The organism is Ensifer adhaerens, from assembly GCF_002007205.1.
GTDB lineage: Bacteria > Pseudomonadota > Alphaproteobacteria > Rhizobiales > Rhizobiaceae > Ensifer > Ensifer adhaerens_D.
Genome location: NZ_LAZS01000005.1, coordinates 139482 through 152941 on the forward strand (window position 1 = coordinate 139482; position 13460 = coordinate 152941).

A 13460-nucleotide genomic window follows, 5' to 3' on the forward strand; every position below is an offset into this window, starting at 1 on the left:
CGCTGGCCGGCAAGGAAGAGCGCATCGCCTTGCGGCTTTAGGGCCTTCCGCACATCGGGACAGGTGCAGGTGAGTGCGGGCTCGGATTACCGCGCAGCGGCGCGAGATCGCACTGTAGTTTTAGAGATGACGCCTCGGGTCAGAGATGACGGTGCGAGGCTTCCTGCGCTGAGTGCGGACATTTACTGTCGAGATCTTCGGCGGATTGTTCGAAAGACCAGCCAACTGCTCAAAATGGCGACCACTAGGCTCGCGGGTGCTGCGCCGGCCACCGCCCAAATGACGTCTTCCGCGTCACGGCATTTCACTGCCTCTGGACAGCCGCGAAATGCGGAGTCGCTCCAAGCAGCAAGCCCTAAGAAGCTCAATATGACAGTCAGAATGTTGGAACCAATGGCGCTCGCGCTCGCGATGATCACGGTGCCCATCCTTTCGACCCCCGACAATGCCCCCACGTACCGCCTCAATCTCAGAAATTCTTCTCGTGCCTTCGGACCGCTCGGCCTGCGCCTTCATCCGCCCCTTGTTATGAAGCATCACCGACTGGTCTAAAAGAGTCGCGGCGTGTTCTTGCCACATGAAACGGATGGTGACGCACTGAATCGGTTCGATGTGAGCGGTGCAGCTCGGCGCGCTCAAAACCGCCGGTCGATGAAGTGCTTGGCCTGGGCGCCTGCGTGGTAGAAGGCCGACTTCACATTGCGCCAGGTGTCCGGCGTTACGGGGGTCTCGGCAAGCGGGATCGCCGAGGTTTCGCCGGTGACGTGGTTGGCAAGTGCGCGGCCGAAGACGGTGCCCGGTGCGATGCCGCGGCCGTTGTAGCCGCTGACGGAGACGACGTTGGGGGCGAGCGTGTGCATGGCCGGCAGGTTGTTGGTGGTCATGCCGATGCGGCCGTCCCACCAGTATTCGAAGCGGAAATCACTGAGGAAGGGGAATAGCTTGCGCAGCGAGCGGGCAGCAAAGGCGCGGTGCGTGCCTTCGGCCAACGCGTCGAGCCTTCCGATCGAGCCGAAGATCAGCCGGTTCTGCTGATCCATGCGGAAGGACGTCATGACGAGGCCGGTGTCCCAGGTGCCCTGGCGCTCCGGCAGGATGCGGGCGGCAACGGCGTCCGGCAGCGGATTGGTGGCGAACTGGAAGTAGGGCAGGATCGTCAGTTCCTGCGTATGCGCCTGCCAGGGGCTCTCGGCAAAGAGGCCGCCATAGGCATTGGTGGCAAGGATCACATGTCTTGCGCGCACCACGCCATTGCCCGCCTTCAGCACCCAGCTGTCGCCCTGGCGTTCGGCGCCTGTCAGCGGCGTGTCGGTATAGATCTCCGCACCGGCGTCAAGGGCAGCGCGGGCAAGCCCGCGGGCATAGGCGAGCGGCTGGATGGTGCCGGCGCGGCGATCGAGCAGGGCGCCCGAAAATCCTTCGGCGCCGGTCAGTGCGTGTGCCCGCTCGGCCGAGAGTGCCTCGACCGGGGCGCCGCGCTTTTGCCACTGCGCTTCGCGGTCCCTGATTTCGGTAACGCCTTCGCTGCCGACGGCCATGTGCAGCGTGCCGTTGCGCACCGCCTCACAAGGCATCCCGTGTTTTGCGACCAGCGCATAGACCATCGACGGGCCATCGCCGAGTTCGGTCAGCAGCCGGTTTCCGGCATCGGGGCCGAGCGTCGAGATCAGGTCGTCGGGCTTCACCCACATGCCGGCGTTGACGAGGCCGACATTGCGGCCGGAGCCGCCAAAGCCGATCATCCTGGCCTCGATGACCGTTGCCTTCACACCCTTTTCGGCGAGGTGAAGCGCTGCCGAGAGACCGGTGAAGCCGCCGCCGATGATCGCGACATCGGTCGTCAGGTCGCGGGCAAGCGGCCGGGTCTCAGGGGCGGCCGGTGCCGTCGCATGCCAGAGGTTGGGCAGGGTGCGCTCCGTCGCCATTCAGGCCATCCTTCAAGTGCGGCCGCGTGCCGGCCATTGTCGCCAAGATATCCGGTGATAGCCGATTGTCCGGAAAATTCTCATGACAATGTTTCATGAAGTCATGATGGAAGGCGGGCATGGAAAGGAGCGGCGCGGGCGCACGAAAAAAGAACCGCAGCTGGGTCGTCGGCAGCTGCGGTCTTTGCAAATGGATAGGTCTGAAAAGGTTTTGCCGAACGACGGGCGCCGGCGCAAAGACATTTAACATCGGGTGCCCGTCGTGGATGGTCGATCAGGCACCCCCATCATCTATGCTGCAGGCGCGAAGTCACTCACCCAATTGGGGGAAATCGCGCAAAAAATGCCAAAAAAACAACGTTTCGGTTAACAGGCGAGGCGGGCCCGATTAGTCGACGAACTCGACCGTGACGCCGGTGCTCACCATCTTGGCGAGCTCGGTCGCGTCCCAGTTGGTCAGGCGCACGCAGCCATGGCTCTGGGTCTTGCCGATCTTCGACGGTTCGGGCGTGCCGTGGATGCCGTAGGTGGGCTTCGAAAGCGCGATCCAGACGGTGCCGACAGGACCGTTCGGGCCGGGCTGCAGCGTCAGGATCTTGTCGTTGTTGCCCTGCTTGAAGTTGATCTTCGGGTTGTAGGTGTAGCCCGGATTGAGCGCGATGCGCTCGACGTTGACGGTGCCTGACGGAGACGGCGTGTCGGACGAGCCGATCGTTGCCGGATAGGCGGCAATCAGCTTGCCGGCGTCGTCATAGGCAAGCACCTGCTTGCGCGCCTTGTCGGCGAGGATGCGGGCGACCTTGCCGGTCTTGTTGGCGCCGGGGTTGATGACCTTGATGATCGTGCCAGGGATGGTGAAGTCGACACCCGGGTTCAGCTCGCGGAGATACGCTTCGTCCATGTGGAACTTCTCGCCGAGCATTTCCGTCGTCGAGGTGAAGGACATGTGCGGCAGCATCGCCTTGTGCGCATAATCCTCGGGGATCGAGGCGACATAGGGGCCGGCGGCGTCGGCAGCCGTGATCGTGTAGCTGGTGATCGGCATGCCACCGCTCATGCGCAACCGCTCGAGAATGTCCTCGGTGTTGTTGGGGTCGAGCGTTTCGCCGGTCGCCTGCTGCCAGGCTTCGATCGCCTTGGTGACGTTCGAGCCCATCTTGCCGTCGATGACGCCGGGCGAGAAGCCCTCGCGGTCGAGGAAGACCTGCAGCGCTGTGATTTCGGCGCGCGACTTCGACTTGACCGAGATCGCCGGCGGCATCGACTGGCGCATCGGGTTGCCGTCGTTCGGATCGATGGAGGCTTCTTGTGTGCCGTCGATCAGGCCCGGCAGGCTGTTCGGCAGTTCGTTGCCGTCGGCCGACGGCGGAACGACGTCGCGGTAGTCGGGAATGGAGCCGGTGACGTCGCCGGGCTCGGAATAGCCATAGCCGCGCTCTGTGTCGCGGGAGCGCCGGTTCGAATAGATGTCGACATCGCCCTGGCGGCGGTAGCCGCCATAGTCGGCCTGACGGTTGCCACCGTAGTCGCGTTGATGGCCGCGATTGTTGGGCACCACGGTTGCGACCACATTGCCCCAGCTGTCGATCAGAAGCGTGCGGCCGCGGCTGTCGCGCATGGTCTGCACTTCGTCGGAGCGGGGCACATAGTCCAGGATTTCGCCATCGGGCGTGACCAGCATGACATCGTCGCCATAGCGATTGTAGCCGCGATAGTCCTGTGCGAAGGCAGCCGTCAAATCCACGGCAAGAAAGCCGGCTGCGGCGAGGAGCGAGAGGCCTGTGCGGGTCGCTGACGTCACGAGAGAACCTGTTTTCATTGTAGTGAATGTGGCGCGGTACATTTCGAATTCGACGTTAATGTGAAAAAAATGAATTCATCATGAACAAGCAGTTAAATTCTATCTAGGCGGTGCATTCCCGGGCTTCAACCGCTGAATTGCGTCTCTCCTCAGTTATCATGTCTTTGTGATTGCAGTGATTCTGCGGCCGATTTGAGGAAGAAGACATGCTGAAAACGCTCGAAGAACCTCAGGACGCCCGAGAGAATCATGTGCTGTTCGACCGGCTCTCGGCGCTCGATATCGCCGCCTTCGTCGTCGACGCGATCGACCTGTCGCCGGGTGCTGCAATTCCGTCGGATGGCGATCCCAGGATCGACCGGGCGCTCGCCGGTTTTCTCTTCACCTGTGGCCCCGAGCATATTCGTCATCCGGAACCGATCGAGGGCGGGGCGGACGGCGCGCGCTATCCGCTGCATGGGTCGCTTGCCGGGACCGCCGTCAGCCACACGGAGATGGCAGGCGACGGGGTCGAGTGCACGGCGACGATCGAGGTTGCGCTTGCGGGGGGCGGGCAGGCGCGGGTCGAGCGGCGCTGGCGGATCGATGCCGCGCGACGCGAAGTGGTGCTCGAGGACCGCGTCGTCAATTCAGGGACATCCGCCTTTCCGCCCATGATGATGTATCACCTCAATGTCGGCGGTCGGTTGCTCGGGCCCGGCACCCGCATCGTCAGCGCGTCGCTTGCGGGTGGGGTGAGCGCCTGGCGCTTCGGCGAGGGCGAGAGCGCGCATTTCTGCCTGCCGGCGGCCATTGGTGCCGACGGCTGGTCGGAGGTCACGCTTGCGGACCTTGCCGGTCTCGGCGGACGAAGTCTGAAGGTGCGGTTCCGAGCCGATACGCTGCCCTTCCTGCAGATGTGGCGCTGCCAGCGCGGCGAGGCCGACGTGATCAGCATCGAGCCGGTCTCGCACCGCATTGCCAAGCGACCGGAGCTGGCGGCGGCGGGAGAGCTTGTGCCGCTTTCACCGGGTGAGGCGCAGAGTTATGCCATCGCCTTCTCGGTCGTCTGATCCTGCACCTTGACGATGCGGCTTTTGAATTGACGGGAGATGAGGCTGCGCCTACATCAGAGGCCGAGAAATTTGCCTCAAGGAAGACGACCATGGACATCCGCCAGATCAACGACGAATATTCGGTCACCGGCCAGATCACGGTCGAGGATCTCGACCAGATCAAGGCACTCGGCTTCAAGTCCATCGTCTGCCACCGCCCGGATTTCGAGGCGCCGGACCAGCCGACCTTTGATTCGATTGCCGCGCGCGCCGAAGAACTCGGCATCGAAACCAAGCACATCCCCGTCGGCCCGATGGGCGTGACGGCAGACGCAGTGACCAGCATGGTCGACGCGCTCGACGAGTTCCAGCGGCCGATGCTCGGCTACTGCCGCTCCGGCGCCCGCTCGACCGCCGTCTACCAGCAGACCCAGCATATCCGCGGCTGAGCCCTAAAGCGAATCCAAGCCCTCGCGCTCGGCCGTATCGTTCCATCTGACCGTGGAGGACCGGCATGACCGAAGCGCATCTCATTTCGCGCGAGCAATGGGCGGATGAGCCCGACGCGTGGAAGGGTGAATTCGAAGGCGGCGCCTTTGGCGCAGGCCTCTCGGTGATCTTCGTTTCCACCGACGAGATCGGCTACGGGCCGAAACTGCACCGCCATCCCTATCCCGAAACCTTCATCGTGCGCGTCGGCCGCGCCCGCTTCACCGTCGGCGATCGCACCATCGATGCCGAGGCCGGCCAGATCGTCGTGGCGCCGGCCAATGTGCCGCACAAGTTCGAGAATCTCGGACCCGGCCGGCTGGAGACGATCGACCTGCATGAGGCCGGCGCGTTTTCGACCGAGTGGCTGGAAGGCTGATGCAAGCTCTGCGGTACAGGGATTTTGCTCGCCTTGGAGCATTGTTGCTCGTGGCACCGATCGTGAGCGTCGCCATCGGTCACAACGCGCCGGCCCGAGCGTTCAGCAAGCCGCCGGCGAACGGGCGGCTCGACTATCAACTTGGCGGCGCCTACACACCGGCGGCCGATGTGGCTATCGTCGTTCGCGACCGTTTGGAAGAGCCCGCGGCGGGCAAATACAACATCTGCTATGTAAATGCCTTCCAGACCCAACCTGGCGATGCCGTGTGGTGGCGCAAGAACCATCCCGATCTCCTGGTCAAGAAGGATGGAAAGTATGTGGTCGACCCGAATTGGCCGGACGAACACATCCTGGACATATCCACGACCGCGAAGCGTGCGGCTCTCATGGATGTCGTTGGGCCGTGGATCGACAAATGCGCTTCGGACGGGTTCAAGGCGATAGAGCCTGACAATCTCGACTCCTGGGTGCGGTCGAAGGGCGTGCTCACTCCGGCCGCAAACCTTGCGTTCGCTGAGCTGCTTGTTCAACGGGCGCACAAAGCCGATCTCGCCATCGGCCAGAAGAATGCCGCCGAATTGGCAGAGATCGGCGCTGCGCAAATCGGATTCGATTTTGCGATCGCCGAGGAATGCCAGGTGTGGTCCGAATGCCAGGTCTATTCCAAGGCCTATGGCAACCAGGTCTATGAGATCGAGTACGGTGACAACGATAGGGACCCCATCGGCAATGCGGTCGATCCGGTGAGTTATTTCAACACTGCATGCCAGGCGCAGGGCACGAGGATTTCGGTCATCTATCGCGACAGGGATGTCGTTCCAGCAGGCACATCGGGATACGTCTACAGGGCGTGCTAGAGCAATTCGAGGAAAATTGCGAAACGGCTTTCCGTCTGGGGCGACCGCTGTTTTCCACGGCGGTCGCAATCGCTGTCACACTGGAGGCGATTAGCCGGCCCTGATCTCGCTTAGCGTGCGCGTCGGCGTGATCGCCTCCGGGTCGAGCTTGATCTCGATGATCGCCGGCTTGCCGCTGGCGCGCGCCCTGAGGAAGGCATCGGCGAACTCCTCCGTCTTCTCGACCGTCTCGCCGTGGCCGCCATAGGCGCGGGCAAGGGCTGCGAAGTCCGGATTGGTGAGGTCGGTGGCGCTGACGCGGCCGGGATAATCACGCTCCTGGTGCATGCGGATCGTGCCGTAGATGCCGTTGTTGACGACGACGGTAATGATCGGCAGGCGGTAGCGCGCGGCGGTGGCGAATTCCTGACCGTGCATCAGGAAACAGCCGTCACCGGCAAAGCAGATGACCTCGCGATCCGGATGTAGCTGCTTGGCGGCAACGGCTGCCGGCAGGCCGTAGCCCATGGAGCCTGAAGCCGGGGCAGCTTGCGTGGCAAAGCGGCGGAAGCGGTGGAAGCGATGCACCCAGGTGGCGTAGTTGCCGGCACCGTTGGTGAAGATCGTATCCTCCGGCACGCTCGCTTCGATCCAGTTCATGATCGGGCCCATCTGCACGGCACCCGGGCCGGTTTCGGGCGGGGTCGACCATTTGAGATAGGCGGCGTGCATGGTCTCCGTGCGCGCAGACCAGGCCGGCTCGCCCGAAGGCGCAAGGCCTTCGAGGGCGGCGACGAAGTCGCTCGGGCTGGCCGCGATCGCCAGTTCCGGCCGGTAGACGCGGCCAAGCTCGGAACTATCAGGGTGCACATGTACCAGTGTCTGGCGCGGGTAGGGGCTGTCCATCAGCGTGTAGCCGGACGACGGCATTTCGGAGAAACGGCCGCCGAGAAGCAGGACGAGATCCGCCTCCTTGATCTCTTTTGCCAGAGCGGGGTTGATGCCGATGCCGACATCGCCGGCGTACATCGGGTGCAGGTGATCAAACAGCATCTGGCGACGGAAGGAGCAGCCGACCGGCAGCTTCCAGCGTTCGGCGAAGCGCTGGAATTCAGCAACGCTTTCCGCTGTCCAGCGAGTGCCGCCGAGGACGGCGATCGGGCGCTTGGCGTTGCTCAGCATCTCTTCGAGCCGCTTGATCTGCGCCGGGCCCGGATGGCCTTCGACCGGCTGGTAGGGTTTTGCCGCGGGCGCCTCGGCGCTGCGGGTCAGCATGTCCTCGGGCAGGGTGAGCACCACCGGGCCGGGCCGCCCGGAGGTGGCGACGGCAAAGGCGCGGGTGACGAATTCCGGGATGCGGGCGGGATCGTCGATCTCGCCCACCCACTTGGCGACTTCGGTGAAGGCGCGGCGGTATTCGATCTCCTGGAAGGCTTCGCGCTCGCGTGCATCGCTCTGCACCTGGCCGATGAAGAGGATCATCGGGATCGAATCCTGCCTTGCGACATGGAGACCGGCCGAAGCGTTGGTGGCACCCGGACCGCGGGTCACCATGCAGATGCCGGGCTCGCCGGTGAGGCGCCCCCAGGCGTCGGCCATCATCGCCGCACCGCCTTCCTGGCGGCAGACGAGTACGTCGATGTCGGTGTCGTAGAGCGCGTCGAGCACGGCCAGGTAGCTTTCTCCCGGCACGCAGGCGATGCGCTTCACCCCGTTGGCGACGAGCGCGTCGACGATGAGCTGACCTCCAGTTTTCATAGTATCTCCTCCCAATGGTCTTTCTTTTGTTATCAGATGGCTTTTGTCATCAGATGGCTGGCGACACCGGAGCGACGCTGGTGTCCTTGTGAACGCGGCGCTCGCGCCAGATGATGTAGAGGCCGGAGCCGATGATGATGGCGATGCCGAGCCATTTGAGTGCGTCCGGCAGGTCGCCGAAAACGAGCCAGCCGAAGATCGTCGCCGAGACGATTTCGAGATATTGCAGCGGCGCCAGCACCGAGGCCGGGGCGGCGCGATAGGCATAGACGCCGAGCACGCCGGATATGGTGGCGGTGACGCCGACGCCGAGCAGGTAGTACCAGGTATAGCCCTGCGGCCAGACCGGATCGAAGATGCCGGAACCGGTACCTTCGCCGAAATAGAGCAGCACGAGGCAGAAGAGTCCGCCCCAGATGCCGGCATGAAACTGCATCGACCAGGGATCTTCGTTCTGCGCCACCATGCGGGTGACGAGCAGGAAAACGGCAAGGCCGAAGGCGGCGACGACGGGCAGAAGCGCAATCCAGCCGACCTCCTGCATGCTTGGCTGGATCACGAGCAGCGCGCCGAAGAAGCCGACGCCGCAGGCGGTGTAGCGCCGCCAGCCGATCGTCTCCTTCAAAAAGATGCTGCCGAGGATCGTCAGGATGATCGGCTCGACGAAGAAGATCGCGATCGCATCGGCAACCTCCATCACCTTCAGCGTGGTGATGAAGGAAAGCATCGTTACGACCAGGAGCCCGCCGCGCAGCGCGTGCAGCCCGGTCTTCTTCCAGGTGAGATCGAACAGGCTGCCGCGGAAGAGCACGATCGGCAGGATGAAAACGACCTGCAGCAGGAAGCGCACGGCGGTGATTTCGGCAGACGGGACGGTCGCGATCGCGAGCTTGGCGAAGATGTCGATCAGCGGCGACAGGAGCACCGAGATCACCATCAGCGTCAGCCCGAAGGAGATGCGGTTATGGTCCGTGGCGATCTTTTGAAGGGAGATGTCGGCCATGATATTTCCGGTCAGCGCCGCCCTGCGACGGCCGCCACGCACCAGGCGGCGAAATCTGCCGTTGCCTGTTCCCGGCCGAGTTCGTTCAGCGTCTCGTGGCGCATGCCGTCATAGACGGTGACGGTGACGTCGCTCAGGCCGGCTGCCTTCATCTTCGTGCCGAGCCAGCGGATGGCATTGCCCATCTCGGTCGAAGGGTCTGCGCTGCCGCCGACGAGATGGATGGGCAGGTCTTTCCGCAACCGCGCCAGCCGGTCGGGCCGGGCGCCGGTAAAGGACAGGCGGAAGAGATCGAGCCAGAGCGAGACGGTGGCGTCGAAGCCGCAGAGCGGGTCGGCCGCGTATTTTGCGACCTCCGTATCGTCGCGCGACAGCCAGTCGAGATCGGTCTTGCGGTCCTTGATTGCGCCGCCCCACATGCCGAAAGTGAGCTTGGTCAATAGCGGGCTTGGCACATCCGAGCCCTTGAGCGCCTTTTCGATCTTCAGGATCAGTTGCCCGCCGCGGCCGGCTAGACCGGGACGGAAATTGGAGTTCCAGACCGCGAGCGCATCATAAAGACCGGGATCGGCCTCGGCAGCGTTGAGCGCGATCAGCCCGCCCATGGAATGGCCGAAAAGGATGACCGGAAGCCCCGGATTGCTGGTGGTCGCGATCTCGCGCACGGCGCGAATATCGGCAAAGACCTTGTCGAGGCCGTCTCGGTTCGAGAACATGCCGAGCGGCGCGTCGGACGCGCGCGTTGCGCCATGGCCGCGATGGTCGTGGGCATAGACGTGGAAGCCGTGCGCGGCCATCGTCTCGGCAAAGCGGGCGTATCGGCCGGAATGCTCGGCAAGGCCATGGCTGACGAGAAGAATGCCGCGGACATCGGCGGTCGCCGGGAAATGGCGCCAGCTCAAGCTGGCACCGGTCGGGCTCTGATGCGTCTTCACCTGCCCGAACACGTTTTCCCCCGGCAACAACGACAGACCACTCGATATCAAATCGATTTGCAAGGCAAAGGCAATCGCCGCTTGTTGCTCGTTGCGCATGAGGTCACAAGCGAATGTGCGCTCGTCTTAATTAAGAGTTGCAATTTTCCCGTTATGGGCGATATTTGTTCCCGTTTTGTTTTCGTGGGAGGATATCATGATCAGTTTCTGTAAAGCGATATCAGGTTCTGTGGCGGGCGTCCTGGCAGCGCTGGCGCTGTTGCTTGCGCCCGGCGCCTTTGCTGCCGGTGAAGACGCGTCCGAGGGGGCTGCGCCTGCAAGCGCTGCGAGCCGCACGGAGCATGTGCTGGCGGTCAGCTGGCAGCCCGGCTTCTGCGAGACACGGCCTCAGCGCAAGGAATGCGAAAGCCAGACGGCGGAGCGCTTCGACGCCACCAACCTCTCGCTGCATGGCCTGTGGCCGCTGCGCAAGAGTTATTGCGGGGTCGCGGCCGAGGTGCGTGCGACGGATCGCAAGGGCAACTGGCTGGAGCTGCCGAAGCTTGCCATGGCCGACGACACGGCGGCGCGGTTGCTCATCGCCATGCCCGGCGTACAATCCGGCCTCGACCGGCACCAGTGGCTGAGGAGCGGCACCTGCCAGAACGGTTCGGTGGACGACTATTTCTCGGTGCAGCTGCGCATGCTCGAAGAGCTCAACCGCTCGGCGGTCGGAGCACTTTTCCGCCAGCGTGTCGGCGCGGAACTCGACGAGGCGGCGATCAAGCAGGCCTTCGACCAGAGTTTTGGCGCTGGAGCCGGCGACCGGGTGCGCATGCGCTGCCAGACCGTCCAAGGCCGCAGCATCATCACCGGGCTGACGATCGGGCTCACTGGCGACGTCATGAAGGCATCGAGCCTCGGGCCGCTGATCCAGGCCGCAGGGACGACGGAGTTCAAGTGCGCCAAGGGGATCGCCGATACCGCCGGTCGCGGGTAGGGCGTTTCGCCCGGTCGGCCATCTCAGGAGGTATCACAGCGCGGGCTTCTCCGCGCTGGATTGCGGTGCCTCCCGGGAGAGCGTGCCGGGCGTGCCGATGGGGATGGTCGTTTTGGGATAGGGCGGGGGCGGATGCCTTTGATCATTGCCCCCTTCCTATAATTCGCCTACATAGCGGGCAAATTTCCTTATCCCTGCGGAGCATTCCCTCATGGCACGTCAGTTCATCTATCATATGGCCGGACTTAATAAGTCCTACGGCGCGAAGAAGGTTCTCGAGAACGTTCATCTGTCGTTCTACCCGGACGCCAAGATCGGCATCCTCGGCCCGAACGGCGCCGGTAAGTCGACGGTTCTGCGCATCATGGCGGGCCTCGACAAGGAATTCACCGGCGAGGCCTGGGTGGCAGAAGGTGCGACCGTCGGCTACCTGCCGCAGGAGCCGCAGCTCGATCCGACCAAGACGGTGCTCGAAAACGCCATGGAAGGCGTCGCCAAGAAGAAGGCGATCGTCGACCGCTACAACGAACTGATGATGAACTACTCCGACGAGACGGCGGAAGAGGGCGCCAAGCTCCAGGACATCATCGACAGCCAGAACCTCTGGGATCTCGAAAGCCAGGTGGAAATGGCCATGGAAGCGCTGCGCTGCCCGCCGGGCGACGCGGAAGTGACCAATCTGTCGGGCGGTGAAAAGCGCCGTGTCGCGCTCTGCAAGCTGCTGCTCTCGCAGCCGGACCTGCTGCTGCTCGACGAACCGACCAACCACCTCGACGCCGAGACGATCGCCTGGCTCGAAAAGCACCTGCGCGAATATCCGGGCGCCGTGCTGATGATCACCCACGACCGCTACTTCCTCGACAACGTCACCGGCTGGATCCTCGAGCTCGACCGCGGCCGCAGCATCCCCTACGAGGGCAACTACTCGGCCTACCTTGTCGCCAAGGCCAAGCGCATGCAGCAGGAAGGTCGCGAAGAGGCGTCCCGCCAGAAGGCGATTGCCCGCGAACAGGAATGGATCGCATCGAGCCCCAAGGCCCGCCAGGCGAAGTCCAAGGCCCGTATCCGCTCCTATGACGAGCTCGTCAACGCGGCGGAAAACCAGCGTCCGGGCGACGCACAGATCATCATCCCGGTCGGCGAACGTCTCGGCCAGGTGGTCATCGAGATGGAAGGCGTCACCAAGGGTTACGGCGATCGCCTCTTGATCGACGGTCTGTCGCTGAAGCTGCCGCCGGGCGGCATCGTCGGTATCATCGGCCCGAACGGCGCCGGTAAGACGACGCTCTTCCGCATGATCACCGGCCAGGAACAGCCCGACGGCGGTTCGATCCGCATCGGCGACACCGTGCATCTCGGCTATGTCGACCAGAGCCGCGACGCGCTCGACGGCAACAAGACCGTCTGGGAAGAAATCTCCGGCGGCGCCGAAGTCATCAAGCTCGGCAAGCACGAGATGAACTCGCGCGCCTATTGCTCGACCTTCAACTTCAAGGGCGGCGACCAGCAGCAGAAGGTCGGCAACCTCTCGGGTGGTCAGCGCAACCGCGTTCACCTTGCCAAGATGCTGAAGGCCGGCGGCAACGTTCTGCTTCTCGACGAACCGACCAACGACCTCGACACCGAGACGCTGGGGGCGCTGGAAGTGGCGCTCGAAAACTTCGCAGGCTGCGCCGTCATCATCAGCCACGACCGCATGTTCCTCGACCGCCTGGCAACGCATATCCTGGCTTTTGAAGGTGACAGCCAGGTCGAATGGTTCGAAGGGAACTTCGAGGACTACGAGAAGGACAAGATCCGCCGCCTCGGCCCGGACTCGGTCAACCCGAAGCGCGTCACCTACAAGCGCCTGACGCGCTAACCTTGAGCCGGTGCCGCTGTTGTCGCGGCGCCTTTGGCTTGCCGACGCCTGTGGAAGCAGCGGCGGTGCAGGTATCCACGAAACGGGCGAAGCGCAGGCTTCGCCCGTTTTTCATGAGCCGTCCGGTCCGCAAGGGGGTGCGAGCCTTTGCCTCCGCTTGCGCGGCAGGCGCTGTTTGCCGCCGGACACGGTGCGCCCGCCGAGCTTGAAGCACGCTCCAGAGGTCGTCGCGGCAAACCGGTCTGACGCCACCGTTCGTTCGCTCGGCGACGAGAACGGGGCGCTGGTGGTCCGTCGGCCTCTGCTGCGACAGGGAAGCCGCACGGGACGAGGCGTATCCGGGCGGGACGACAATGGAAGAAGGGATGTCGATGAAGAGGGCGTCCCTTCGCGGGTGTATCCGCTTCCGCGCAGTTGCGTGGACGCCAACGGGGCGGCGACGTGGGGCCGATTGAAA

General features: G+C 63.7%; 11 protein-coding genes. 6 read left to right on the plus strand and 5 right to left on the minus strand.

Going from position 1 to position 13460, the window contains the following annotated elements; translation table 11 throughout:
* Positions 1 to 635: 635 nt before the first annotated feature.
* Together XB14_RS04380 and XB14_RS04385 are read right to left on the minus strand one after the other, a co-directional pair.
* Positions 636 to 1925, minus strand: a complete 1290-nt coding sequence (locus XB14_RS04380; RefSeq protein WP_077960456.1) for an NAD(P)/FAD-dependent oxidoreductase — start codon at positions 1923 to 1925, stop codon at positions 636 to 638.
* 388 nt (positions 1926 to 2313) lie between these two features.
* On the minus strand, positions 2314 to 3768 hold the full coding sequence (locus tag XB14_RS04385; protein ID WP_077960457.1) for a L,D-transpeptidase family protein: 1455 nt from the start codon (positions 3766 to 3768) through the stop codon (positions 2314 to 2316).
* 167 nt (positions 3769 to 3935) lie between these two features.
* Here XB14_RS04385 and XB14_RS04390 point away from each other — a divergent pair, with 167 nt between their 5' ends.
* The 4 genes from XB14_RS04390 to XB14_RS04405 all read left to right on the plus strand — a co-directional run bounded on the left by XB14_RS04390 (position 3936) and on the right by XB14_RS04405 (position 6488).
* Positions 3936 to 4778 (plus strand): DUF4432 family protein, encoded by an 843-nt coding sequence (locus XB14_RS04390; RefSeq protein WP_419178575.1) that lies wholly within the window; start codon positions 3936 to 3938, stop codon positions 4776 to 4778.
* 92 nt (positions 4779 to 4870) lie between these two features.
* Positions 4871 to 5209, plus strand: coding sequence for a TIGR01244 family sulfur transferase (locus XB14_RS04395; protein ID WP_077960459.1), 339 nt, complete (start codon positions 4871 to 4873; stop codon positions 5207 to 5209).
* A gap of 65 nt (positions 5210 to 5274) precedes the next feature.
* Positions 5275 to 5628, plus strand: a complete 354-nt coding sequence (locus XB14_RS04400) for a cupin domain-containing protein (RefSeq protein WP_077960460.1) — start codon at positions 5275 to 5277, stop codon at positions 5626 to 5628.
* Between the two features lie 50 nt (positions 5629 to 5678).
* Positions 5679 to 6488, plus strand: coding sequence for an endo alpha-1,4 polygalactosaminidase (locus tag XB14_RS04405; protein WP_179119526.1), 810 nt, complete (start codon positions 5679 to 5681; stop codon positions 6486 to 6488).
* 90 nt (positions 6489 to 6578) lie between these two features.
* Here the strand turns inward: XB14_RS04405 and XB14_RS04410 are convergent, their stop codons facing one another.
* From XB14_RS04410 to XB14_RS04420, 3 genes are read right to left on the minus strand one after another with little or no spacing between them, the layout of a single operon-like run.
* The gene (locus tag XB14_RS04410; protein ID WP_077960462.1) at positions 6579 to 8225 is read right to left on the minus strand and encodes a thiamine pyrophosphate-binding protein; all 1647 of its coding nucleotides are present in this window, start codon (positions 8223 to 8225) and stop codon (positions 6579 to 6581) included.
* A gap of 49 nt (positions 8226 to 8274) precedes the next feature.
* Positions 8275 to 9228, minus strand: a complete 954-nt coding sequence (locus XB14_RS04415; RefSeq protein WP_077961873.1) for a DMT family transporter — start codon at positions 9226 to 9228, stop codon at positions 8275 to 8277.
* An 11-nt stretch (positions 9229 to 9239) separates the two neighbouring features.
* Complete coding sequence (locus tag XB14_RS04420; protein ID WP_077961874.1) at positions 9240 to 10175, minus strand: alpha/beta fold hydrolase; 936 nt, start codon at positions 10173 to 10175, stop codon at positions 9240 to 9242.
* A 184-nt stretch (positions 10176 to 10359) separates the two neighbouring features.
* Here XB14_RS04420 and XB14_RS04425 point away from each other — a divergent pair, with 184 nt between their 5' ends.
* Entirely contained in the window at positions 10360 to 11142 is a 783-nt protein-coding gene (locus XB14_RS04425) for a ribonuclease T2 (RefSeq protein WP_077960463.1), read from the plus strand.
* Between the two features lie 211 nt (positions 11143 to 11353).
* Complete coding sequence (ettA, locus tag XB14_RS04430) at positions 11354 to 13003, plus strand: energy-dependent translational throttle protein EttA (RefSeq protein ID WP_077960464.1); 1650 nt, start codon at positions 11354 to 11356, stop codon at positions 13001 to 13003.
* Positions 13004 to 13460 lie beyond the last annotated feature (457 nt).